This is a genomic window from sulfur-oxidizing endosymbiont of Gigantopelta aegis (assembly GCF_016097415.1).
GTDB lineage: Bacteria > Pseudomonadota > Gammaproteobacteria > GRL18 > GRL18 > GRL18.
Genome location: NZ_JAEHGE010000001.1, coordinates 1,687,677 through 1,711,743 on the forward strand (window position 1 = coordinate 1,687,677; position 24,067 = coordinate 1,711,743).

Consider the following 24,067-nt stretch of genomic DNA (forward strand, 5'->3'; position numbering starts at 1 on the left):
AACAAAAAAATGAGCACAAAAAGAAAAACATTCAACAACAAATTTAAAGCAAAAGTAGCCATTGAGGCTTTGAAAGGTCAAAAAACAGTCGCAGAAATTGCGTCAGAATTTGAAGTGCACACCACCCAGGTCAATAGCTGGAAAAAGCAGATGCTTGATGGTGCAGCCGATACTTTTTCAAAAAAATTAGAGAATAAAGATGCTGAACATGAAAAGGAAAAAAGAACACCTGTACAGCCAAATAGGTCAACTAAAAGTAGAGGCTGACTGGCTGTCAAAAAAGTTGAAGATGTTCAACTGAGTAGAGCAGAAAAGCGGTGTTGCATAGAAAAAGAGCACCCTCAGTTGAGCATCAAAAAACAATGTGAGCTTATCGGCCTGAACCGTTCAAGCTATTACTATCAACCTAAAAAGCCTCTGCAAAATAAAGATTTAACATTAATGAATTTGATTGATGAGTTGTACATAAAACATCCATTCTATGGCAGTCGTCAAATTCGTAATGCATTAAGATTGAAATGTTATAAAATTAATCGTAAAAAGTTCAACGGCTTATGCGGATCATGGGATTGGTTTCAGTGGCACCAAAACCCAATACCAGCAAGCCTTGCAAAGTAAATAACCTCTATCCATATTTGCTCAAAGGAATTGATATTAATAGGAATAACCAGGTTTGGTGCACAGATATCACGTATTTACGGATGCCACATGGATTTGTCTACCTAAGTGCTGTTATGGACTGGAGTAGCCGTTTTGTGCTGTCCTGGGAAGTGTCAACCAGCATGGAAGAAAGCTTTTGTATCAGTAGTCTGGAAACAGCACTGCGACGATATGGAAAGCCAGAAATCTTCAATACGGATCAAGGTGCTCAATATACTAGCAGAGCATTTACAGGTGTTCTAAAGGCCAATGATATAAAAATCAGCATGGACGGCAAAGGCAGAGCAATGGATAACATTATGATTGAACGACTCTGGCGAAGTGTAAAATATGAGGAAATTTACCTCAAGGATTACCAAAGTATTGATGAGCTAAAGAGCTCATTAAAGGAATATTTTGAGTTTTACAACCATGAACGACCACACAGTACACACGGTGGAAAACGCCTGCAGCAGAGATCTATGGCGTGATGAAAGAAGTTGTTCCAGACTTAAAACGGGCAGCATGATGAGAGGATAATCAACTTTACTGGCAACCGCCTTGTCCACATATCCACAGGCCAAGCCAGTAGCCCTGAGATATATCGCAAGCGTCTCTGGACTACTGGCAGACCTGTGGATATGTGGATAAGACTAATACTATAAATAACCAACAGAATTATATCTTAATATTTGAGAAAGCTGTCTTGACAATGGGGTCCACTGTATTCTACCTTTAAAATGGTTATCTTTTCACAGCCAGTTATTTTATTGATTTATATTATAATCTTATTTTCATGTGTTGCCTTTTGCTGGTATCTCCTGTCGAGTATTACCTCTCGACTCATAAAAAATGAATTAGAACTTGAGCAAAGCTATCTGGATATGATAAGACTGGATGAAGAAAAAACACAGGCCACATTACGCAGTACTCATGAGTTGAAAGCACCATTAGCGGCCATAAAAAACTATGTCTATACGATGAATGCGGGTTATGCTGGTGATATTAACGATAAAGTATTAAAAATCATAAATCGAATTGGCCGACGATGTGATTATTTGTTAAATAATGTGACTGACATTATCAAGCTGGGTAATTTAAAATCTTATGTTGTTCTTGATGCAAGTAATGACAATGAAAAAAAAGCACAATTTTATTTAATTGATATAGAAAAATATATCGATGATTTTATCGTTAATAATCAAAATTTAACGTGTGAAAAAAATATAAAAATAATATTTACTAATCAATTGTCCACTGAAGGCATAAGTGAGGGTAAATGCATTTTAGCCAATGAAGAAAATTTACAATTGATTTTCACCAACTTATTGAGCAATGCGATAAATTATTCTTATATTAATGGTGAAATTCATATTATTCTGAATGAAAAACAGGAACAAAATCAAACTACATTTTGTATCACCATTGAAGATAGGGGAATTGGTATTGATGAAAACAAAATCAATAAAATTTTCGATGAGCATTATCGAACCAATAATGCTGCTCAATTCTATGAAGGTGGGACAGGCTTAGGTTTATCCATTGTAAAAGTGTGTAGTCAAATTCTAGGGGCAGAATTACAGCTTAAAAGCACTCTTAATCAAGGAACGAGTGTTACCATTTGTTTTAAAGAAGGGAAAATTTCTTATGAGTAAAATAATGATAATTGATGATGACCGGGATATTATTGATGGCATCAGTATGATCCTAGAAGCCAATGATTATACGGTTGTGTCAAAAATGGATACGGATAATATCATCGAAGCCATTCAGTCAGAAAATCCAGATGCTATTTTATTGGATATTGTTTTTCCAGAAGATGCGCAAGCCGGTTTTAAAGTGGCAAGAAAAATGGCTGCTGATGAATCAGTCAATCATATACCCGTACTCATACTCAGTGCGGTCAATCAATTAAGCAACTTAGGCTTTAGTTTTACGGAAAATGATATTAGTCGTGACTTTATGCCGGTCAATGGATTTATTGAAAAACCTGTGAAACCTGATGAATTGTTAGAAAAGATTAAGTCCTTATATTAATTTAGAGATATTGATAAAAGAAGGCTTATGTTTGATGATTGGGTGATAAATATAATTTCACAATAGGAGTTAACCGTATGCAAGTGAATGGTATTCTAGGCCTCATTATTTTAATCGCTGATATTTTTGCTATTTTTAAAATTGTAAAAAGTTCAGAATCAACCATTATGAAAGTGTTATGGATTGTTATTGTTCTGGTTTTACCTCTTATCGGTTTAATTGCTTGGTTTTTTGTGGGTCCAGGTGATAAATCTCTCAAGATATAATCAGCGCATAATGTGTCTTTGAATGTTACAAAGTTCCTTTATAACATTTATTGTCGGCTGGTTTGTTTGGTTTTGAATTGATAAGCCGCGTGTGGGTCTTGATTTATACTTCTTAGGTTCTATTCATCAGCAAATTCTAGGAAGAGGGTCGTCTTCAAGTTCTTCAAGAAATCGCTCACCACCTAATTCAGTTTCTAATACAACTTGGGCATTGCCCGCTCTTATTTCACCGATAATATGTGCATCCTGACCGCCATTGTTTGACTGCCATATTTCTAATGCCTGTTGTGAATCCTTTTCTGAAACGATGGCAACGACTCTGCCTTCACAGGCCAAATAAAGTGGATCATAGCCAAGAATTTCACAGACACTATCCACTTGTTCATGGATAGGGATTTCTGCCTGGTATAAATGCACTTCCTTTTGAATGACACGACTGATTTCATGACAGACTGAGGCAAGACCACCACGAGTTGGGTCGCGCATAAAACGTAGGCCTTTTAATTCGAATAGTGATTGAGTTAAGGGAAATACGGATGCGGCATCAGATTTCAAATCACCTTTAAGACCAAATTGTTCTCTCGCCAACATAACGGCAGTACCATGATCGCCCACTGTACCACTGACCAAAATTTTATCACCGCTTTTAATGTATTCCATTCCCAACTTTAGGCCGGGTTTTTTTATACCAATGCCACTGGTTGCAAAAAATACACCCGCACCTTCTCCTTTGGGTACTACTTTCGTATCCCCTGTGACAATGAATACTCCGGCTTCTTTGGCGGCTTCAGCCATACTTTTAACAATGCGTTCTAATTGTTTGATGTGTCAACACTTTTCCGGACAGTTTTCTAAATATTTTTTTGGCTGTTTCAAGTGATTTTTGTCATTTTGTATTTCCTATCATTTTAGTTTCTCATGTTAACTTTAAACAATGAAGAGAAAGGGCTTTGCCCTCTGGAACGATAGAGCCGTTCCATTCACCCAAGGTATTTTCACAACGGTAATGATCCTGGCCATCAGTAAAGCATCATTGACTAGCTTGGCTTTCATTCGCTCATCCATCGACCAGCCAACAATTTGCCTAGAGAATAAGTCAATGACAACCGCTAAATATAACCAGCCTTCCTTGGTGGCAATATAGGTAATATCACCCACATAGTAGCGATCAGGTTGAGAGACAGTAAACTCTCTTTCCAGTAAATTTGGAGATATACGCTTATTATGCTTGGAATTAGTCGTCGCTTTAAAGCGTCTCTTCGTTTTACAAAACAAACCGGCTTTTTCATTAATCGACCAATTCTCCGGCGGCTTATATGAACGCCTTTTTCAGCCAGTTTTCTTTTAAGACGACGGGTTCCATAAGTCTTGCGACTGTCTTCAAACAGTTTTTTAGCTGCTCAGTAAGCGCTTCATTTTCTTTCTCTCTATCCGTTTTAGGAGAGCTAACCCAATCATAATAGCAACTACGGGAAACATCCATAAAACGGCACAGAATCGTTACCGGGTAATACCTAGCTCCCTGGCAGTCTAGGTTGATCCGTCTCATTAGCTAATTTGACAGCTGATTCTTTAAATTCTGATGTATAGCTTTTATTGAGCGTGTTTGATCATTCATTTTAGGTCACACTTTTTATCTTTTAGTTATTTTAAGTTGTGTGTCCGGTTAAGTATAGCCACATTAGGTATCTCTGCAAAGTTGCCCATCCTTTGAGCGTGTACTACCACTAATTTTACGCTTAATAACATATTCTCGAATATCATTTTCACTCAAATTATTATGAAGAGGAATATCAGGCCGTTCCAATACCAGCAGTAATTCTGTTTTATTTCTTGCCAATCGTTTCAGTGCCTGATTCAACGTTTCAAAGTAAACGTCAATTAAAACCCACGTTCACAATAAGCTTCAGTTAGCTCAAACTATGATCTTCAATTCGTAATTTGGAGATACAAATGAGCAACCATTCAAAAGATGCTTCGATGAAGCAACACATAGAGGCCTGCCAAGCCAGTAACTTAAGCCAGGCAGTTTATTGTCAACAACATAAGATACCCTCTCATATTTTTAGCTATTATCGAAAGAAGTTGGGTTATGTTAGCTCATCAAAACAGGTCAACACCAACAATCAACTCATTCCCATTAATTTACTGGCCAATTCCCCCACAAGCAATGCAATTAAAGTAAGCCATACCAATGGTTTCAGTTTGGAAATCAATTCTGATACGAACCTGAATCAGCTCAAGTCCATTCTGGATTTGCTCAGGACTGTTTCATGATAACGGGCATCACAGTCAATCAGGTTTATCTGGTTTCTGGTGTTACCGATATGAGAAAAGCAACCAATGGGCTATCACTGATTGTCTCAGAGCAATTGGAACACAATCCCTTTGATGGCAGTGTCTTTGTTTTTGTAATCGTCAGCGAGATAAACTTAAAATACTGTACTGGGAGCGTAATGGTTTCTGGCTTTACTATCGTACACTTGAAAAAGGGAAATTCCAGTGGCCTGGAAAAAGAACAACCCACTCTTTCGTTAACACTGAGAGAATTACAGTGGTTACTGGATGGTTTATCTTGCACACAACACCATGCTCACCCTGAAATTCATGGTCTGGAAAACAACTAAAAAAGTCCCTTTAGATGCGCATTAAACAGAATAAATACAAGCATTTAACGCTCATTTTTAGTATAATATAACGCATGAGTTCAACAGGCAAAATACTACCAGAAGACATACCAACGCTCAAAAACAGGGTGCTTGAACTCCAGTCAAAAGTGGACTGGTATGAGGAACAATTTCGTCTGTTGCAACATAAACGGTTTGGTACTTCCAGTGAAAAAGAAGCCCACCCCGACTTCTTTAATGAGGCAGAAACGTTCGCCGAAGAAGCACCGGAAGTCCGTGAAACCATTACTTATGAGCGTAAAAAGCCCGGTCGTAAGCCTTTACCTAAAGACCTACCTCGTAAAGTTGTTCGTCATGAGTTATCTGAAGCAGAACAAGTCTGTGACTGCGGTCATCACTTGCATGAAATTGGTGAAGAGACCTCAGAGCAACTGGAAATTGTTCCTGCTCAGGTATATGTTGTAGAACATGTTCAGGTTAAATATGCCTGTCGTGCTTGTGAGGAAGGCGTTAAAACTGCTCCTAAGCCTGCACAGCCCATTCCTAGAGGTTTTGCATCACCCAGCCTGCTGGCCTATATCATTGTTTCTAAATTCCTAGACAGCTTGCCTCTCTATCGACAGGAAGCGATATTTAAACGCTATAAGATAACACTTTCCAGAGCCAGTATGTCCAACTGGGTGCTTAAATCAGCTGAATTACTCAAACCCTTTTATAATCGGTTGTTGTATTATCTCATTAGGCAGAAAATCATCCAGGCCGATGAAACAACGATGCGAGTGATCCATGATGGACGTGAGAATTGCCCTAAATCTTATATGTGGCTCTATCAAAGTGGCGGCTATCATTCCAAGTGTCCCATTGTTTTGTATGAGTATCAGCCCTACTCGTGCAGGCCAACATGCCAAAACCTTTTTAACGGGGTTTTCAGGTTACCTGCAAACGGATGGCTTTCCCGGTTATCATATATTCGAAAATGAGAACAGTGAAGTCACTTTATTAGGCTGCATGGCACATGCTCGTCGCAAGTTCCATGATGCCTTAAAAGCATTACCCAAGAACAGTCAGAAAAAGCCTGGCATGGTACAAATGGCGATCAGTAAAATTGCTAAATTGTATGCGATTGAAAAACAAATCAAACCGCTCAATGCTGAACAACGTTACCTGATCCGTCAGGAAAAAAGCAAACCACTACTGGATGACTTTAAAAAGTGGTGTGATGATAAAGTGACTAAAACAACAAAAGACAGTAAGTTGGGTGTCGCTATTCGTTATGTGATCAATCAATGGAAGTATCTGACTGTCTATCTTGAAGAGGGCAACCTCCAGATTGATAATAATATGGCAGAGCGGCGGATCAAACCCTTTGTGATTGGGCGCAAAAACTGGGTCATGAACCAAAATCCTCGTGGTGCTGAGGCCAGTGCTATTTTATATTCAATCGTGCAAACAGCGAAAGCAAACAACCTAGAGCCCTTTGCCTTTTTAACACACATTCTGACTGAGTTACCTAAGCTGGGCAGGCATTATGATGATGAGGCTTTAGAGCAATTGTTGCCATGGAATTTGACTGAAAAAATTCAGCCTTTAAATAAAGTGGAATGATACGTCAACGTGGGAAGTTTTGACGTATACGTTTCAAAGCTTGTTTTAGTCCGGCACAATTCATCAAAATGTTCAGCAATCGCTGACTTCAACGGATCATCTGGCTCAAGTTTATATTGTTTGAGATCATAAAATAGTTCCCAAATCTGAGTATGTACCCAGTTCAGTTCTTTATCATGTCGCTCATTGAGTGGTAGTATCCGCTGAAACACTCTGTCTGCATGTATCCAACATAATGCGTGCAACAAAATATCAAATTGTCCTGCATCATCACTCACAATCACCAAATCACTTGGAAAGCCACTGTTAATTAATGCCCCCAGTAAAGCGCCTTCTGTGGCAATGCGAACATGCCGTTGTGTTATGATACTATTGTTCTGCAGATAGTATTTCCAGGCTTCTTCATTATCAAAGCAAGTCTGATGACTTTGTTCAATAACGCTCAATGGCTTGTGAGGTAATTTTTCTGCTCTCATATAATCAAGTGCTGCATCGTTGAGCGTATAATCAACAGCAGCACCTCGTAACAATTGTAGAAAATTAATCCGGCTCTTATATCGAGTACTTGAAAACCAGGCAAAGGTTTCATTGCCAACGTGAGTACAATAACCATTCTTTCCATCATGACGACTACCCGTATCATCAACATGGATATAAGTACTATTGTTGATACCGGCAGTTAGCAATGTATTTTTTTCAGTATGAAAATGGTCTTTGTCATGGATTAAAATCTCATTGATCTGACCCGTTGAAATATCAAAACCTAATTCTGTTAATTGTTGTATTATCAATGGCTGAGTCACTCTCTGGTGATAATATTGATAAACGATATAACTCTGTAATGTATGGCCAAAATGTCCTATATGTGTATCAAAGCTCAATTTTCCTATACAGGTATCACCATCGGGTGTTTTATAGCGAGCCAATCGATAACGAGTATTGAAAGGCTTAATCAGCAGCTCCTGAACAAAATAATCCTGACACCCTAAAAAACGTGAATGTTCTGGCAGGTTATCTGGTTTGATAACGGTGGTTTTATGAATAGCCAATTTCTTCTTTCGTTTACGACTTTTACTAGTCCCATTTCCTGAGTTGTTTTTCTTGCTTCCTGAATGACCTGTCGGATTATCATTGTCATCATCCTTTGGCAATTTACTGGCTCTTATTTTAGGCTTTGGAGGTAGCTTTTTAAGCTTAGCAACTTCTGTTTTAAGGGCATCGATTTCAACCTGTTGGTTTTGAATGATTTCCTGTTGTTGCTCCATGAAAGCAAGGAGTAATCGGACTACCGGTGTCTTTTCTTCTTCAGGTATCTCTGGAATTGGAGGTAATTTTTTCACTATAATCAATACAGGTTGTTTTCAATAAAACAATTGTATCATGGCTTTTTAAGGCTCTTTAGTTTGCCCTGTGTTGATCAAACTCCCTCTCAGTTAAGATAATATTCAAAAATATTCTATTTCGATCTGAGACAGATCGACAGGATCATTTATAGGGATAAATTACATGGGGCAGTGAAAATGCAATTTTTGTCCTCTAAAATGCTGTCAAGACTTTTTTTGTTTTTATTTCAAGTTTTGCACAGACTTATTGAGAAGTTACATTCCGTTTCCCTAATATACCTAATAGAACATGCAGTATTTTTATAATCATTGTTTGATAGGAAAACTGCATAAGCAGTTTTCCCTGTTCCTTTATCGCCAACTAGAAATGTAGTTGAAGGATCAATTATATTTTCAAGATATGAATTCCGTAAAAATACTTGATTAAAGAGGTTTTTATTTTCTCTTCGTTTGTAATTCTCAGCATCACTAAACCCGAATACTAATTCATTAATTTTTTTCATTGTAATTTCTCATTATAAATTAAATTCTTGATGCATAAGTTAAACTCACTTTTTAGCCTAACAAGTAATTGACTAGTTTTCGTTTAATCATCGCACACTTTTGTTTTTCGCTCAACAACCCTCTTTAATTGCTTGCAATTCCTTTCTGGATAACACACAATAATACGTATTAAAAAGCTTATGGATGAGCTCATGCAAAAATTACCTGATGAATTAAATCAAAAATTTACTCAAATACTCCTGGATAGGAAACTACCAAAACCAGAACAATATTTTTGCACAAAGTGGCTTCGCTATTATTGGGATTTTTGCCTCAAATATCATCACAATCCATTTGTATCGTCCAGCTTGCCCTTGTTTTTAGGTAAATTGCAGGAAAAAAAGCAATCGGTTCAACAACAAAATCAGGCCAAATTTGCCATAGTCTTGTTTTATGACATAAGTATATCTACTCACAGTCAACAAAATATCGCTCCAATTAAAAATTATTCTTATCAAAACACATCATACTAAAAGAGACTATAATGACTCAGTCATTGAGGCCAATATTAAAGTAGCTCAAAAAACTGCTACTCATATTTCAACACAGTATTCCGATGCACCACAATCGAAGCCAGTACCTGTACAACATAGTTCTCCCGAAACCCCAGGACAAAGTTGGGTGTCTGTTTATAAACAGTTAGAAAATGAGATTAAACTACGCCATTATTCACCAAAAACACTGAAAGCTTACCGAACCTGGACTCGTCAGTTGCAGGGCTATACTAAAAGTAAAGATTATCAGAATTTATGTCAGCAGGATGTGATTGATTTTTTGACCTGGTTAGCGGTTGAAAGAAAGGTGTCTGCTTCCAGCCAAAATCAGGCATTTAATGCCTTGCTCTTTTTATTTAAGCAGGTGCTGAAAAAAGAGTTTGGTGAAATCAAAGGGGTCACAAGAGCAAAACGAAAGCCTTACATACCGGTCGTATTATCTCGGGATGAAATTGATCTGATCCTTGACCATTTAGAGCTGCCAGTTAATCTGATTGTCAAGCTGCTATATGGCTGCGGTTTAAGGATCTCTGAGGGGGTGAATCTTCGTATACACAATTTTAATTTTGATACGGGAATTCTGACCATACATGATGGAAAGGGTAAGAAAGACCGAACGGTTCCGATCCCACAAAGTATAGTTTCAGAGCTGCAAGATCAATTACGAAAAACAACATCTCTTTATGAAGCGGACTTACAAGATAATTTTGCAGGTGTATTTTTACCTGATCAATTAGAAAAAAAATATAAGAATGCACCAAAGGAGTATATCTGGCAGTGGTTTTTTCCTGCTCCAACACTGACCCTAATCAAGGATAAAAAGGAATACCGACGCTATCATCTTCATGATACGGTAGTGCAAAAAGCCATTAAAAAAGCTGTAAATTCAGCTCATATTATGAAAAGAGCCTCAGCTCATACTTTTAGGCATTCATTTGCGAGTCATCTACTACAAGAAAATTATGATATACGTACCATTCAAGAATTGTTGGGGCATAGTGATATCAGGACAACGATGAAATATACTCATACATTGCAGAGCAGAACGATTAAACAAGCAAAAAGCCCATTGGATTTTATATCTGAAGGTGAACGGTGCGAATGAATAGCTAAACTAAATACTCTATTGTTATCACCAACCCATCCCCAATCCACTCCCTCAAAATCCCCACCAATACATATATACCTCATTCTTAATTATGCTATATTGTATATTATTAATTTCACCTATTTAGGATAGTAAATGAAAACGTATATTTGTGTTGTTTGTGGCTTTATGTATAGTGAAGAACTCGGTCGTCCTGATGAAGGTATTCCCGCAGGTACTTGTTGGGATGATGTGCCAGATACTTGGAGGTGTCCGGATTGTGGGACAACTAAGTCTGATTTTGATATGGTGGAAGTGAATTAATCATTTTAATTAGGCGGAGTTTGCTTTTGTATCGAATTGTTAAAACACTTCAATTAGTCAGTATTTTGCTGGCTATCTTATTGCTTCAGGCCTGTAGCACTTCGCCGCCTGCTAATCCCAATAATCTTTGTGAAATCTTTAAAGAAAAAGATGATTGGTATGAGGCTGCTTTGGCAACTCGTGAAAAGTGGGGCGTGCCGGTGCAACTGCCGATGGCCATGATGTACCAGGAAAGTTCGTTTAAAGCGGATGCTCAGCCACCTATGGAATATTTTTTTGGCATTATCCCCACTGGTAGAGCCAGTTCCGCCTATGGCTATTCTCAGGCCAAAACCATGACCTGGGCTGATTATGTACGTGACTGGGTCAAGATTATTGGCTTTAATAATAGCCTTAATCCCTTTAGTATCAGTCACATCTGTAGGACTGACTTTAAGATCAGGTTTAAGGCGCATCAGACCATTAATGATCACTTTATCCCCTTTTTTAAGCGTATCCAGCTTCATCAAAACAAAAAAACGGGTTTCATAGACAGGTTTAATATAAACCCGCTGTGCCGTATTTTTATTACCAACAATATACACAAATCTACCTTGCTGATCTTCAAAAATAACCTGTGGTGGCACGCCGACAAAAGGAATTTTATCGGTAATAAAGACATTCACATAAACAAAAGTCCCGGGGAAAATCGCTTCATCTTTATTAGGTACTTCCACTCGCATACTAATCGTTGATGTACCTGGATCTACGGTATTATCAGAAAAAGTAACAGTACCAAAAATACGCCGTGTTTTCAGAGTGTTGCTTTGATAGTTTAAATCAATGTAAGCATCCATCACTTCAGATGAGCGAAATTGTGCAATGCGTTGAAAGTCTTCTTCACTAGGGGCAAAATAAGCATAAAGCGGATCAATTTTATTAATGGTGGTGAGTAATGTGGATTCATTCTTGCCCACCAGATTACCAATATCCACCAGTCGGCGACTGGCCTGGCCATCAATGGGTGCTCTGACAATGGTATAACTGAGCATCAGCTCTGCCTGCTGAATTTTAGCATCATCATACTTAATATCTGCGGCATAAGCCTCAGCCTGGGCCTGATAAGACTCCAAAGTAGCCTGAGGGGCAAGACCTTCTTTGGCCAATATTTTATAGCGTTTAACATCAGCCAAGGCCAGTTTTAAAGCCGCCAAATCACGCTTCTTTTTTGCTTTTTGCAATTCAAGTTCAGCAATATAATCAGTCTGTTCGATCTTAAACAGTTTCTGGCCTTTAATGATGGTATCACCATCTTTATAATAAATTTTTTCTAAAATACCACTCACACGAGCACGTACCTGCTGTGAAGAACTCGCCTTTGTTTTTCCAGTATAGGGCATCCAGATAGGTACATTTTTATTTTCAATAGTCACCACTTCAACCGGAAGAGGTGGTGCTTCTTTAGCTGCAGGTGCTTTTTTTTGTTCACCACATCCGGAAAGAGCCAGCAATATCACAAGAAAAGCGGGTAAAACAAAAAAAGAAGGGGGGGAAATCTTTGACATAATAAATCCTGATTTTTGCGTATTGGCACATGATCGAAACCGTTCAGCTTTGTTATATAAAAAAGCTTATAACTGTACATTCTACACGATTAATGACATATATAAAATCATAGATAAAACTTGTAATTAGCCTTGCACAAACGCAGCAAATACATAACAATAAAATATTATGGAGTAATTTTCACTTCGCTCTTTAATGACTTGAATTCAGGTCTTATTAATAATTGATGTTTATTATTTAAAAACACCAGCCACCCTTATGGAATCACTATGAAAAAAACGTTTAACCTGACTAATCCAAAGATCAAAGTTCCAAGGGTTATTGAAGCCATCAAATATGAAGTCAAAAAATATATAAAAAGAGAACGTAAAAAGGAGCTACCTGAAGGTGTTGATTTTTGGGATTTTGACTGCCGCTTTGGTGATGATGAAGCAACGAGTGAAGTTATTCATATTTCTGCCATTAACAAACACATTTCTCAGGCCGAATCAAAACATCTCGAATCTTTTTATTTGGAAGTTTTGGTCAAACCGGGAAAGCGAAGCAAAAAATCAGTTGAGTAATTCAGGGCAAAGGAGAGAAGAAAGCGAATAGAGATAATGCTTAACTTACAATATCATTAATATCTGCTGTAGGATTTTTACTCACAAGCCTAATATAACCATGACTGAAAAATTAAGTCATGGCTTATGAGACATGATACTTCTAAAACCACTGAACAATATCATCCAATGCCTGGCGAGTTTTTTCTGGCTGGGGATCGGTGCGATAGCCAAAAGCTACCATATATGCTGCTTTAAATTCTGAGGTGTCGATATTAAAATCGCTGGCTAATAATTGGTTTAAGGCTTGTTCTTTGAATCCTTCAATGGGACAGCTATCTATTTTTATGAAGGCAGCGCCGGTCATCATATTTGCCAAGGCGATATAGCATTGTTTGCTAGCCCAATCGAGCATGTTTTTATCGCTATGCAACAAATCAAAATCAACTTCTTGAAAGGTTTTATAAAAGGCTTTGCGCTTAATACGAAATTCTTCAGGTATATGATGCACAGATGCCATTATATCTTCGATGTAAGCACTGTCATAGCGCATTGTTTTTGCGGTTCTTACTAGGGCAATAACAAAATGACTGGCAGTGGGTAGGGTGCCTTGAGCGCCCCAGGTGTGTTCTTTGAGTTTTTCTCGCAATGCAGGATCTTGAACGACTAAAAAGCGCCAGGGTTCAAAACCAAAAGAGCTAGGTGATAAACGGGCGCATTGTAAAATATAATTGAAATCTTCTGCGCTGATTTTTTTTGAACTATCGAATGTCTTACAGGCATGACGGAAGTTCATGGCATCGAGGAATGGTTGTTTCATAATTGACTATAGGCTTTTTTAAGTTAAGAAGCTTAACTATAACTAAATAAGTGGCCTAAAGATAGCGGGAGTCCGGGCAAAATGCCCTAGTCCCGGTTATGATTTGTTGCTGTTCGCGGCTTGAGTTGTTAGTTGTCTGATTAGTTACCAGCGAGTTGTTTTCTTTGCTGAGCAATGGCACTTTTTAAGACACTTAAATAACCTTTTGAAAGTGTCAATTCTTGTGCTGAAAGGTTTTTCTCTGCACTTTCTTTAAAGTCTAGTGCGCTCAAACTACCACTATCCAATGCTAAGGAAAAAAATACGTGGCTTTGCAGATAGTCTTTGTTTTGAGCATAGTATTTTCCCAGTGCAAGTTCTGAGTCTACATTATTGCTTAAGGTTGCTAGTTGATGATAGGAGAGTCCTTTGGCAATATCTTTTTTTGTGCCCAGACCGTTAATATAAAGTTCACCTAAAATGAAGTTAGCATTCAGAGAATGATGTTTTGCATCTAAAGTGCATTTTTCAAGTGCGGATTGATAGTGTTGTTGTTCAAAAAAGCCTGAGCATGACTCCGATGCGCTCGCGCTGAGACTGCCTACTATAAGTAGGGCGGAACAGGATACTTGAATACAAAAAGATAAGGCCGGTTTATTAATTGACATAATCACTCCTAGCTATTGCAGCATAGCGTAATATTATTTTTATTGGTCATCCATAGACCCTTTTTATAATTACCTTCATAAGTGTAAGTGAATTGAACGGTTAGGAATATATGGGAATACCCTAGATTTTACTATTATAAATAGTAGAGTCTATGGCAATGTTCCCTTTGAAATCAGTAAAGTAGAATATGGTAAAATGATGTTTTGATAGCTTTTATGGATAGCTTTTAGAGATTGCTTTTAGAAATAATGCAGGCTTATAGCAAGGTGCTCTTTATAGAATCATGCAACTTGGGGAGGACATGAAAAAAGCACCTTGGTATAAACTCAGCGTTATTGTGAATAAATGCGATATTTATTCACAAGGTAATCAAATCGCTAAATTCAGGTAATAAGCAGATTAGTCTTTACATTTAGAACAAGTATTTATGCCCAAAAGAGGATAAAGAGGGCAGAAGTTAAACAGACCTGTTACTAAAGGCACTATACCTATCCAACCCCAAGGGCTCATTACTTCGGGTAATGCAAAAACTGAGGCAATTAGCGCCAGGCCCACAATCACTCGTAATATTTTATCAATGCCACCAACGTTCTTCATTTCGCTCTCCAAAATTATTGTTTCAGTGAGGTGATTGTGACAGAAAACTGGCAAGTTTTAAGTGATAATGTCACTTAAAAAGGCTTTTTGTTGTTTTATTTTATAAGGTGGCTAAAGCATCATGATTCATGATTTCAATTTTACCGCGATTGAGTTGTACCCAACCCTTGTTTTCAAACTCTTTGAGCTGACGGCTAATGACTTCACGTGCTGAGCCTAGCTCGGTCGCTAAGGCTTGGTGAGTGGTGCGAATAGGGGTGTTGACTGAGCCATTTTTTAATAGAAACTTTGCTAAACGAATGTCCAATTTGGCAAAGCTGATTTCTTCTACCAGAGTGATCAATTTAATCAGGCGATCACCATAGGAACGAAAAACCTGTTGTCTAAAGGCCTTAGATTCAGCCATATATTGTTCAAAAACAGATTTAGCAATCGCCAGAGCAACAATGTCAGTTTCTGTGACACCTTCGGCAGGGTAGTTTTCGGACGACATCAGACAGCTGGTGGTGAGCACACATGAACCACCACGAGTAATATGATATAAAACGACTTCACGCCCATTTTCAGCCCGTGTGATGACCTTTACCGAGCCAGAGATAACCAGCAGATAGTTCTGACATTGATCACCATGACGAAATAAAGTCGTGCCTTTAGGAATGGTCATTTGTTGTGCTTGGCTAAGAATATTATTGCCAGCCTTATCGCTTGCATCAGCCAGTCTGGGGAAAAGCTGTAAAATGGTATTTTTTAGTTCCATGAATCGTATTTTTCAACCTTAAAAATGAGTTTGAATCCTTTCTATCATGCCTCTGCGGCCTTGTAAACCACCCGTGTGTACGGCGATAATTCGACTGCCCTGAGGAAAAAAATCCATTTCAGCGAGGCTTACAATAGCATACATCATTTTAGCTGTGTAAATTGGATCAAGTTCCAGTGGATAATTTAGTTCAAAATCCTGGATAAATAGGGCTAAGTCTTTGTTCATTTTAGCAAAACCACCAAAGCTCCAGTCATATAATAATTGCCATGCAATAGTATTATTATTCGTAGTGTTGTTGGGAATATTGTTAAGAGTATTGTCGGCTTGAACTTGTTGCGATAATAAATCTTTAATAACTGCTTCTAGAAACTGCCCACCTTTCATGGCAGGAAAACCTAACAGCGTGAGTGATGAAGTGGCTTTTTTCTGCATCAGCCCATAAAGCATGCCGGCAAAAGTACCGCCAGTGCCACAGGGGAGACAGACAAAATCGGTTTGATCAGGGATAAATGCAGCAATTTCAGATGCACCTTGTACTGCTAATTGGTTAGTGCCGCCTTCAGGCACTAGATAAAATTTACCGGCCTGTTGTCCCATGGAAAATGGATCATCTTTAATGATCATTTGCCTGATTTTCTCAAGCTCTTCCGTTAAGTGTTTGTTGCGATAGGTTTTTCTATCAATATAATAGAGCTTCATTCCCAGTGCGGTGACATCGGAGAGAGTGGGATTCAGAGGGGAGTGTGCTTCACCACGAATAATACCAATGACATTAAGATTCTCAGCCTTTGCGGCACCGGCCAAAGCATGCAGATGATTCGAATAAGCACCACCAAAACTGACTAAAGTGTGATGTTTTTGTTGTTTGGCTTCAATGAAGTTATATTTGAGTTTAAACCATTTATTACCGGAAATTAATGGGTCAGTTTTATCGATGCGCAAGCTATCTAGCGTTAAGCCTTTGGCTTTAAATAACGGGTGTTCAATTCGCTGTAGTGGGATGGTGAGTTTTTTTGTCAGCATGCTTATTTATGGGTAGTGGGTGACTTATTAGAAAAACAATTTAATATCAGTGCATTGTGAATTATAATCTACCCATCATTAAAAAAATAATTATTTGCACTAATAAGTTAAGTGCTCTATAAATCAATATTATGAAAAACCAATTACCGCTATCATTTCAAGCCCCTGAAAACGCCAGTTTTGACAATTTTATTGTGGGTGATAATCAACAATTACTCTTTTCTCTCAAAAATGATGAGGAATCATTGATTTTTATCTGGGGGGGAAGTGGTTCCGGTAAGAGCCATTTGTTGCAAGCGATTGCGGGGCAGTATCAGGCTCAGGCAATGAATGCCCTCTATTTGCCCTTAAAGTTGGATGATGATTTCCCCCCTGAAATGCTAGAAGGGCTGGAGATGATGGATCTCATTTGTCTGGATGATATCGATCAGGTGATCGGTGATGCTGAATGGGAAGTTGCCTTATTTCATTTTTTTAATCGTATGCGTGAGAATCAGGGGCGCTTGATACTATCAGCAAGCAATAGCGCCGTTAATCTGGCCATCAATTTGCCAGATTTAAAGTCACGCCTGACTTGGGGACTTACTTATCAAAGTATGGCCTTGGGGGATCAGGATAAAATTATCGCTTTAAAACACCGTGCAGAGCTGCGGGGACTCTCGATGAGCGATGAGATTGCTCGTTACTTACTCAATCATGCCACCAGAGAGATGAGTGAGCTAATTCAATTATTGGAAAAATTAGATTATGAAAGTCTGGCAGAACAACGCAAGCTGACCATTCCGTTCATCAAGAATTATTTGTAACGAATTTGTCCACAGATCAAACCTTGTTTACGCTTCAGATGTAGGATGTGGTGAGGTACGAACCGCATCAATGGTATTAAAGTACGGGTTTTAAATGTACACCTTTTAAATGTACACCTATGATGCGGTTCGTGCCTCACCACATCCTACCAATGTAAAGATAAATAGGCCTATTTTATATGTCCTCGAATTTGTATCTTTCTCACTCATTTTCTTCCAACTGTCTCTTCTTAAATTCTTTCTTAAAAATACTGGCATACATCACACAGCCTAGGTACATGACGATAGCCGCCAATGTTTCCAGTACCCCTGCCCACCAAATCTCCGGATAAGCAGCGACTTCACTGATACCGTGAGCAAAATAGGGGAGTGTGAGAAAGCTGGCCCATTGATAGGTGTAGGTATTGCTCTTTAATAAGCCCATCATAGGAAATAGCAGGGGAGTGACAATGACCAATAAAACCAGTCCCGTAGGAAAATGACGGGAAGGGATTAACCAGATAATATTTATCATTAAAATAAAAAAGAGCGAAAAATAGCCGATTAGTGCAATATTTTGCGTCAGACGAAGTTTTTTCTGAGTTTCAGGTTGATTTTCAAACATTGTTTTTAATTTGCTTTTGGTTTATTTAAGTGGCTATTAATTTATTTAAGCTTCATTGCAATGTCAGCCACACGCTGCCCTAATGCGATACAGAGATTCTTTTCGTCTTGACTGATGGGCATATTGCTTTCCTTGCCTGCTAGGTGACTGGGGCCATAAGGTGTGCCACCAGTAGTGGTTGCTATTAGTTCGGGCTCACTATAGGGCGAGCCTACTAATAACATACCATGATGTAGCAGGGGCAACATCATGGATAATAAGGTGGACTCGTGACCACCATGTAAACTGGATGCTGAGGTAAATAATCCAGCAGGTTTTCCGGCCAGATGTCCGGCCATCCAATTGGCAGAAGTTGAGTCAATAAAGTATTTCATCGGGGCGGCCATATTACCAAAGCGTGTTGGACTGCCTAGAATTAAACCGCTGCAATTAGCTAAATCATCATTACTGACATAGGGTGCGCCCTCATCAGGTATGCTACCCTCTATTGCTTCGCAGACAGTAGAAACCTCAGGAACGGTACGTAGCATGGCTTGCATGCCGGATACTTTTTCTATTCCACGACTCACCAGATGTGCCATCTCAGCGGTAGCACCATGACGTGAATAAAATAACACCAGAATATGAGACATAAAATTCCTCAAAGATGAATGATTACTATATTATAATGTAATAATTGATGCATTGTTAAATAAATCAATCACAAATAGTCATTTATTTCTTAAACGAGTAAAAAAAGCTATTATCTCACATAAAAAAGCCTATATTAGAACATTAAACTATCTTTATAAGGCAGTCTATTTGCAGGGTTCGCTTGACAGCTTTCTAAGGCAATGGTAACTTTAGCACAGGTTAAACGGTGACGGCCTAATCGATATCCAATTCGATTACAGCTTAATCGACTATAACTGAATTAACACTGAATTAAAATAAGAGCTGAATTAATAGAATCAGGAGTCGTTAGAAGAATGAAATTAACAAAATATGCTAAGTATCTTGGGGTGGCTGCTTTAGCAATTGGTCTTGCAACAGGTTGTCAAAGTTCTGGCAATATGAACAAGTCAAATGCAAGCGATCAAGCTGTTCAGAAAATCATTTCTGATGCAAAAGCTGAACTAAAGATTGCGAAAAAAGGCAATTATGCATGGCGTGATACTGGTAAGTTCATCAAGAAAGCAGAAAAAGCATTAGCTGCTGGTGATACCAAGAAAGCAACTTCTTTAGCTACTAAGGCGCTTGAACAGTCTAAAATGGCTAAACTTCAAAGTGTTGAACAAGCGAAAGCAGTTAAGGCTCGTTTTAACTAAGCCTAAGCACACTTTGTAAAGCTTAGCTGTAATAAATGGTTTTATAAGCGCTATTTATAAAACCATTTAGATTTAGTGTAGCTTGAGATATTAAAAAGGGGAAGATGAAAGTCTGCCCTTTTTTTTTGTTTTATTTTTTATGAAATATTTTGCTGATGACTTACCTAAACCTTTTGACACGTTTTATTATTTTTGTGTTGCAACAATTTGTGCAATTACGCTGTACCGTAACGGCGGCGTCACTGAGCTATACTTCTTTGTTGTCATTGGTTCCTTTAATGGCGGTTATTTTTGCCGGACTTTCTTCCTTTGCCGTTTTTCAGGATTTGTTTTTAGAAATACAACAATTTATTTTCGCAAACTTTGTCCCCTCATCCAGCGAGCAAATTCAACAATATCTGAATGAATTTGTTGGCAAAGCCTCACGTTTAACTTTAGTTGGCCTGATAGGGCTTTTTGTCGTGGCACTGATGCTCATGTGGCAAATCGATCAGGCTTTGAATTATATTTGGGGTGGCAATAAGCGCAAAAACCTCATGGGCACTTTCTTAACCTATTGGGCGGTATTGACACTAGGGCCTGTACTCATGGGGATCAGCCTGATGGTAACCTCCTATATTGTTTCATTGCCACTTATAAGTTCTGCTGCGGACACGATTGGGGTCAGAACACAAATGCTATCAATGATCCCCATCGTGATGACCTTGTTGGCCTTTAGTTTGATCTATCTAGTCGTACCCAATGCCCCGGTAAAATTATCCCATGCTTTAATTGGCGGCTTAACAGCAACTTTATTTTTTGAAATTGCTAAAAAAGGCTTTGCACTCTATGTGAGCTATAATACCACCTATAATAACCTCTATGGCGCTCTGGCGACTGTCCCCATTTTTTTAATCTGGATTTACATCTCCTGGCTCGTGACTTTGTTGGGTGCTGTGACCACTTACTCGCTCGCTCATTTTAGCTTTTCAAGAGCACCATCAAGTCATCCTTCTCACCCTTATCAGTCAGCCTTTCATGTCTTAAGAGTACTGTCAAAAGCGGCTCTTACAGGCCACAGCCTCAGCACTGAACAATTGTATGCCGATGCTTTTTTAAATCGTGAAAATACCTTGTCTGAGATACTCTGTGATTTGTATACCAAGGGCTGGGTTGTAAAAACTGATAATGAGCAGTGGGCATTAGGAATTGATTTGGATGTGGTCACATTATGGGATTTATATCAAAAATTACCCTATTCCTTACCAAAAGAGGGATATAATGAACCTTTGTCGCGTCTAGTCGGTCAAAGTAATGAAGTGTTGTCTGAAACTTTGAATATACCCGTCAAACAAGTGTTTGCTCAATATGATGAGTAAACGATTTAAGCTGATACAGGAATTTTACTGCAGCCTTAGCATTTTTATTGATTAAATTATGAAAAAACTATTAATATTATTGGTCTTCTTCTTTCTTTCCAACAATGCGCTGGCTATCAATTTTTCCTTTACGGACATGGAAGGCAAGGTGCAGAAGCTTTCGGACTATAAAGGGAAGTGGGTTTTAGTCAATTTTTGGGCGACCTGGTGTCCCCCTTGTCGCAAAGAGATCCCTGATTTGACTGATTTTCATCAGGAAAATGATGATGCAGTGGTGATAGGGGTTAATTATGAGCCAGGCATAAGTGATAAAAAATTAAACCATTTTTTAGCTTTATATTTAGTGAATTATCCTATCACCCGTGTGAATGATGAAATTATCGCTACTCTGGGAGAGCCTAGAGGTCTGCCCACATCGATTTTGATTGATCCACAGGGCAATGTGAAGAAAAAAATATCCGGCATGGTCACGGATAGAAAATTAAACCAAATGATTGCTCAGTTTGAACGTCAGTCTAAAAAGGAGAAGTAAATTGTCACGATTATATCAATGCATCCACATGGTTTTACTAGCACTTTTAATGACTTTTCTAATCACTAACAATGCACTAGCAGATAAAAATCCAGAAGAACATTTTTTTGATTCTACCTTTGGTGATTTCTCAGAAGAAATGGCAACGGCAAAAGAGCAGGGTAAAAAGGGCATTTTTATGTTTTTTGAAATGGATGAATGCCCGTTTTGTCATTGGATGAAAACCAATGTGTTAAATCAGGAAACAGTACAACAATATTATAAAGAAAATTTTTTAATCTTTGCGGTGGATATTGAAGGTGATGTGGAAATTACTAACTTTAAAGGTAAAACCATGAGTCAAAAAGATTTTGCCTTTAAAGAAAATCGCGTTAGAGCAACACCCGTATTAGCTTTTTTTGATCTACAGGGAAAGCGGGTCATGCGTTTTACCGGTAGAACGGCAAATGCAGATGAGTTTTTGTTATTAGGGAAATATGTCGTTGATAAAGAATATAATACGACAAAATTTTCTAAATATAAGCGTGCCCACAAAAAATAATTTATGTCACTATCAAGTCCATCGTTAATTTCTGCGTTATTTTTTATGGGTGTTTTGTGCAGTGATCTGGTTGCTGCTGAGAAAGGCCAAAATCAAAGCGCTTCCCTTATTCCGGAACCTTTGACTTTAGAATATGCTTTATCAATGTCCGAGCGTGCAGAATCACCGGAAATAATGCGCTATGATGCACAACGAAAAATTGCTCAGGCAAATCAACAATTGGCATTGTCTGAGCAAGGTTTTTTTGCCGAAGTCAATGGTCGTTTACGCTATGTTGAACCGGTTAATATCATTTCTAGTATTGATACGTATAACAACAAAAACAATGATAGCAAAATAAGCCTGGATATTAATAAAAGGCTGTATGACTTTGGTCGTACTCAGGCAAATATTGATGCCAGTCTGGCAAGCATTGCTTCTGTTGAATCGCTCTATGGTGACTTTGTTTCAAGTCGGAAGGTCGCGATTTTACAAGCTTACCTCAATGTCTTATTGGCCGATATTATTTATAATCAAACCAATGAGGCGATGTCAGTTGATTATGTGGCCTTGGATAAATTACGCTCGCGTTTTGAATTAAAACAAGTGTCTGATATTGAATTGCTAACAGTTGAAAATGACTTTCGAGAAACCCGTAGAGCATTGAATCAGGCCGCAAGTGATCAACGTCTAACGCGTTATAAGCTAGCCAAACTGATCAGTCCGGGACACTTGTCGGTGAAACTGAAAAAACCTAAATTAGAAACCATACAAGCCTTATCAGAATCTCGAAAACTACCAGAGATAGAACAATTGTATGATATGGCCTATCAAAAAAATCCTCAACTTATTTCAATGGCACATCAAATAGAAGCCGCGCAACAATCGCTTAATGCTTATAGTGCTGAAAAATATCCTATTATAAGTGCCAATCTTCAGGCCGCAGAATATGCCCGTGAATTAGGCTCATCGGATAAATTTAGAGCAGGTATAGAAATTTGGTTACCGCTTTATCAGGCGGGGCAGGAAGATGCCAAAATTAAACGCAGTAGTGGCGAGTTGTTACAATTACAGGCAGAAAAGCTGCAACTAAAACAGGATATAGAAGAGCAAGTCTTGGCGCTCTGGCTACGAATCAGTGATTTGAAACGGCAAACAGGTGATACTGACTTTGCTATGGAATACCGCGATCTCTATTTGGATCGCAGTCGGGCACTCTATGAACTTGAAGTCACCAGTGACCTAGGCGATGCGATGGTGGAACTCAGTCAGGCGCAATTGTTTAAGGCACAGACTTTTTTTGAATTGGCGGTTTCATGGGCTAAATTAGATGCCTTATTAGGCAATGATATGGACTATTTTAAACAATGATTATGCATAAATTTAAGTCTCGTATAGCAGTAATTATAATTGCTGGATTCGGTGTGTTATTCAGCTTGTCCGCTTATGCTCAAGAACAAGCCATGGTGTATAAGATCACCTCACCCCTAACGGGAGTGGTTAAAACGGTGTATGTTAAAGCCGGGCAAGTGGTCAAAAAAGGTGATTTATTATTGGAATACGATGCCTCATTGATTAATAGTACTCTAGCTGCGGCACAAGCAAAAATTAACATGGAAGCATTTAATAAGTCCGAGGCAAAGAAAGAGCTTGGACGTGCTGAAGAGCTTTATGATCGTACTGTTTTGTCTGAATATGATTTGCAACAAGCGAAATTACTTTATCGCAAGGCGGTATCACAATACGCAAGTGCTAAAAATGAGTTGGTCTATGCACAGTGGGATGAGGCTCATCGTAAGCTTTATGCTACCTTTTCTGGGACGGTGACAGCGGTTTTTAGTTACCCTGGACAATATGTTAATAATCAATTTTCAGCCCAGAGTTTATTGCTTATAGAAGCAAAATAAGAGGGGTACTGATCAAAATCTTGTTTATACTTCAGATGTAGGATGTGGTGAGGCACGAACCGCATCAAGGGTTTTAAATGTACGTCTTTGTGCGGTTCGTGCCTCACCACATCCTACGTGTCGGAAGGTATCC

At 38.5% G+C, this 24,067-nt stretch carries 29 protein-coding genes and 4 pseudogenes; 20 read left to right on the forward strand and 13 right to left on the reverse strand.

Going from position 1 to position 24,067, the window contains the following annotated elements; all coding sequences use genetic code 11:
- Nucleotides 1-9 precede the first annotated feature (9 nt).
- From JEU79_RS08495 to JEU79_RS08510, 4 genes and pseudogenes are all read left to right on the forward strand, one after another.
- A pseudogene (locus JEU79_RS08495) lies at nt 10-1,130 on the forward strand (IS3 family transposase).
- Nucleotides 1,131-1,379: 249 nt separating this feature from the next.
- Nucleotides 1,380-2,294 (forward strand): sensor histidine kinase, encoded by a 915-nt coding sequence (locus tag JEU79_RS08500; protein ID WP_214660532.1) that lies wholly within the window; start codon nt 1,380-1,382, stop codon nt 2,292-2,294.
- Nucleotides 2,287-2,676: a response regulator gene (locus JEU79_RS08505; protein ID WP_198263767.1), complete on the forward strand. Its 390-nt coding sequence runs from the start codon at nt 2,287-2,289 to the stop codon at nt 2,674-2,676. Before JEU79_RS08500 ends, JEU79_RS08505 begins: the two co-directional genes overlap by 8 nt.
- A gap of 38 nt (nt 2,677-2,714) precedes the next feature.
- Nucleotides 2,715-2,942, forward strand: a complete 228-nt coding sequence (locus JEU79_RS08510; protein WP_343074955.1) for a PLD nuclease N-terminal domain-containing protein — start codon at nt 2,715-2,717, stop codon at nt 2,940-2,942.
- Between the two features lie 126 nt (nt 2,943-3,068).
- Here JEU79_RS08510 and hypE read toward each other — a convergent pair whose 3' ends face one another.
- The 3 genes and pseudogenes from hypE to JEU79_RS08530 all read right to left on the reverse strand — a co-directional run bounded on the left by hypE (nt 3,069) and on the right by JEU79_RS08530 (nt 4,803).
- On the reverse strand, nt 3,069-3,767 hold the full coding sequence (gene hypE, locus JEU79_RS08515) for a hydrogenase expression/formation protein HypE (protein WP_281401055.1): 699 nt from the start codon (nt 3,765-3,767) through the stop codon (nt 3,069-3,071).
- A 189-nt stretch (nt 3,768-3,956) separates the two neighbouring features.
- Nucleotides 3,957-4,437, reverse strand: a pseudogene (locus JEU79_RS28450) (IS3 family transposase); the annotation flags it as partial.
- 186 nt (nt 4,438-4,623) lie between these two features.
- Nucleotides 4,624-4,803 carry an IS66 family transposase gene (locus JEU79_RS08530; protein ID WP_425511142.1) on the reverse strand — a complete coding sequence of 60 codons (180 nt, stop codon included), beginning with the start codon at nt 4,801-4,803 and terminating at the stop codon, nt 4,624-4,626.
- A 92-nt stretch (nt 4,804-4,895) separates the two neighbouring features.
- Between JEU79_RS08530 and tnpA the strand changes: the two genes are divergently transcribed.
- From tnpA to tnpC (JEU79_RS27400), 4 genes are all read left to right on the forward strand, one after another.
- Entirely contained in the window at nt 4,896-5,219 is a 324-nt protein-coding gene (gene tnpA, locus JEU79_RS08535; RefSeq protein ID WP_198262602.1) for an IS66 family insertion sequence element accessory protein TnpA, read from the forward strand.
- Nucleotides 5,216-5,569 (forward strand): IS66 family insertion sequence element accessory protein TnpB, encoded by a 354-nt coding sequence (gene tnpB / locus JEU79_RS26255; RefSeq protein ID WP_246540120.1) that lies wholly within the window; start codon nt 5,216-5,218, stop codon nt 5,567-5,569. Before tnpA ends, tnpB begins: the two co-directional genes overlap by 4 nt.
- A 74-nt stretch (nt 5,570-5,643) precedes the next feature.
- Entirely contained in the window at nt 5,644-6,549 is a 906-nt protein-coding gene (gene tnpC, locus JEU79_RS08545; RefSeq protein ID WP_281400850.1) for an IS66 family transposase, read from the forward strand.
- Nucleotides 6,440-7,174, forward strand: coding sequence for an IS66 family transposase (gene tnpC, locus JEU79_RS27400; protein ID WP_281400851.1), 735 nt, complete (start codon nt 6,440-6,442; stop codon nt 7,172-7,174). The genes tnpC (JEU79_RS08545) and tnpC (JEU79_RS27400) overlap by 110 nt, the downstream gene beginning before the upstream one ends.
- Here tnpC (JEU79_RS27400) and JEU79_RS08550 read toward each other — a convergent pair.
- Together JEU79_RS08550 and JEU79_RS08555 are read right to left on the reverse strand one after the other, a co-directional pair.
- A complete protein-coding gene (locus JEU79_RS08550; RefSeq protein WP_198263770.1) occupies nt 7,150-8,514 on the reverse strand; it encodes a hypothetical protein in 1,365 nt (454 codons plus the stop codon). The genes tnpC (JEU79_RS27400) and JEU79_RS08550 overlap by 25 nt on opposite strands.
- 230 nt (nt 8,515-8,744) lie before the next feature.
- Nucleotides 8,745-9,020: a hypothetical protein gene (locus tag JEU79_RS08555; RefSeq protein WP_198263771.1), complete on the reverse strand. Its 276-nt coding sequence runs from the start codon at nt 9,018-9,020 to the stop codon at nt 8,745-8,747.
- Nucleotides 9,021-9,212: 192 nt separating this feature from the next.
- On the opposite strand from JEU79_RS08555, the gene JEU79_RS08560 reads away from it, so the two are divergent.
- From JEU79_RS08560 to JEU79_RS26265, 4 genes and pseudogenes are all read left to right on the forward strand, one after another.
- Nucleotides 9,213-9,533 (forward strand): hypothetical protein, encoded by a 321-nt coding sequence (locus JEU79_RS08560; protein WP_214660534.1) that lies wholly within the window; start codon nt 9,213-9,215, stop codon nt 9,531-9,533.
- A 148-nt stretch (nt 9,534-9,681) separates the two neighbouring features.
- Entirely contained in the window at nt 9,682-10,659 is a 978-nt protein-coding gene (locus JEU79_RS08565) for an integron integrase (protein ID WP_246540121.1), read from the forward strand.
- 138 nt (nt 10,660-10,797) lie between these two features.
- Nucleotides 10,798-10,965: a rubredoxin gene (locus JEU79_RS08570; protein ID WP_198263773.1), complete on the forward strand. Its 168-nt coding sequence runs from the start codon at nt 10,798-10,800 to the stop codon at nt 10,963-10,965.
- 80 nt (nt 10,966-11,045) lie between these two features.
- Nucleotides 11,046-11,267: pseudogene (locus tag JEU79_RS26265) on the forward strand (transglycosylase SLT domain-containing protein); the annotation flags it as partial.
- 132 nt (nt 11,268-11,399) lie between these two features.
- On the opposite strand, the pseudogene JEU79_RS26270 reads toward JEU79_RS26265, so the two are convergent.
- Nucleotides 11,400-12,509, reverse strand: a pseudogene (locus tag JEU79_RS26270) (efflux RND transporter periplasmic adaptor subunit); the annotation flags it as partial.
- 270 nt (nt 12,510-12,779) lie between these two features.
- On the opposite strand from JEU79_RS26270, the gene JEU79_RS08580 reads away from it, so the two are divergent.
- The gene (locus JEU79_RS08580) at nt 12,780-13,073 is read left to right on the forward strand and encodes a DUF6172 family protein (protein WP_198263775.1); all 294 of its coding nucleotides are present in this window, start codon (nt 12,780-12,782) and stop codon (nt 13,071-13,073) included.
- A gap of 142 nt (nt 13,074-13,215) precedes the next feature.
- On the opposite strand, the gene JEU79_RS08585 is transcribed toward JEU79_RS08580, so the two are convergent.
- The 5 genes from JEU79_RS08585 to JEU79_RS08605 form a co-directional block, all read right to left on the reverse strand.
- Nucleotides 13,216-13,872: an NAD(P)H-dependent oxidoreductase gene (locus JEU79_RS08585; protein WP_198263776.1), complete on the reverse strand. Its 657-nt coding sequence runs from the start codon at nt 13,870-13,872 to the stop codon at nt 13,216-13,218.
- A gap of 140 nt (nt 13,873-14,012) precedes the next feature.
- Nucleotides 14,013-14,519 carry an SEL1-like repeat protein gene (locus tag JEU79_RS08590; protein WP_198263777.1) on the reverse strand — a complete coding sequence of 169 codons (507 nt, stop codon included), beginning with the start codon at nt 14,517-14,519 and terminating at the stop codon, nt 14,013-14,015.
- A 400-nt stretch (nt 14,520-14,919) separates the two neighbouring features.
- A complete protein-coding gene (locus JEU79_RS08595; RefSeq protein WP_198263778.1) occupies nt 14,920-15,117 on the reverse strand; it encodes a YgaP family membrane protein in 198 nt (65 codons plus the stop codon).
- A gap of 100 nt (nt 15,118-15,217) precedes the next feature.
- Nucleotides 15,218-15,874: a Crp/Fnr family transcriptional regulator gene (locus JEU79_RS08600; RefSeq protein ID WP_198263779.1), complete on the reverse strand. Its 657-nt coding sequence runs from the start codon at nt 15,872-15,874 to the stop codon at nt 15,218-15,220.
- Between the two features lie 18 nt (nt 15,875-15,892).
- The gene (locus tag JEU79_RS08605) at nt 15,893-16,900 is read right to left on the reverse strand and encodes a 1-aminocyclopropane-1-carboxylate deaminase/D-cysteine desulfhydrase (protein WP_198263780.1); all 1,008 of its coding nucleotides are present in this window, start codon (nt 16,898-16,900) and stop codon (nt 15,893-15,895) included.
- Between the two features lie 131 nt (nt 16,901-17,031).
- Here JEU79_RS08605 and hda point away from each other — a divergent pair, with 131 nt between their 5' ends.
- The gene (gene hda / locus JEU79_RS08610; protein WP_198263781.1) at nt 17,032-17,706 is read left to right on the forward strand and encodes a DnaA regulatory inactivator Hda; all 675 of its coding nucleotides are present in this window, start codon (nt 17,032-17,034) and stop codon (nt 17,704-17,706) included.
- 202 nt (nt 17,707-17,908) lie between these two features.
- Here hda and JEU79_RS08615 read toward each other — a convergent pair whose 3' ends face one another.
- The gene (locus JEU79_RS08615) at nt 17,909-18,310 is read right to left on the reverse strand and encodes a DUF2069 domain-containing protein (RefSeq protein WP_198263782.1); all 402 of its coding nucleotides are present in this window, start codon (nt 18,308-18,310) and stop codon (nt 17,909-17,911) included.
- 41 nt (nt 18,311-18,351) lie between these two features.
- Nucleotides 18,352-18,942, reverse strand: coding sequence for an NAD(P)H:quinone oxidoreductase (gene wrbA / locus JEU79_RS08620; protein ID WP_198263783.1), 591 nt, complete (start codon nt 18,940-18,942; stop codon nt 18,352-18,354).
- A 336-nt stretch (nt 18,943-19,278) separates the two neighbouring features.
- Between wrbA and JEU79_RS08625 the strand changes: the two genes are divergently transcribed.
- From JEU79_RS08625 to JEU79_RS08650, 6 genes are all read left to right on the forward strand, one after another.
- Entirely contained in the window at nt 19,279-19,617 is a 339-nt protein-coding gene (locus JEU79_RS08625; RefSeq protein WP_198263784.1) for a hypothetical protein, read from the forward strand.
- 173 nt (nt 19,618-19,790) lie between these two features.
- Nucleotides 19,791-20,975, forward strand: coding sequence for a YihY family inner membrane protein (locus JEU79_RS08630; RefSeq protein WP_198263785.1), 1,185 nt, complete (start codon nt 19,791-19,793; stop codon nt 20,973-20,975).
- Nucleotides 20,976-21,033: 58 nt separating this feature from the next.
- Entirely contained in the window at nt 21,034-21,507 is a 474-nt protein-coding gene (locus JEU79_RS08635; RefSeq protein WP_198263786.1) for a TlpA family protein disulfide reductase, read from the forward strand.
- Between the two features lie 28 nt (nt 21,508-21,535).
- Nucleotides 21,536-22,048: a thioredoxin family protein gene (locus JEU79_RS08640; protein WP_198263787.1), complete on the forward strand. Its 513-nt coding sequence runs from the start codon at nt 21,536-21,538 to the stop codon at nt 22,046-22,048.
- A gap of 3 nt (nt 22,049-22,051) precedes the next feature.
- On the forward strand, nt 22,052-23,398 hold the full coding sequence (locus JEU79_RS08645) for a TolC family protein (protein ID WP_198263788.1): 1,347 nt from the start codon (nt 22,052-22,054) through the stop codon (nt 23,396-23,398).
- Between the two features lie 65 nt (nt 23,399-23,463).
- On the forward strand, nt 23,464-23,934 hold the full coding sequence (locus JEU79_RS08650; RefSeq protein WP_198263789.1) for an efflux RND transporter periplasmic adaptor subunit: 471 nt from the start codon (nt 23,464-23,466) through the stop codon (nt 23,932-23,934).
- Nucleotides 23,935-24,067 lie beyond the last annotated feature (133 nt).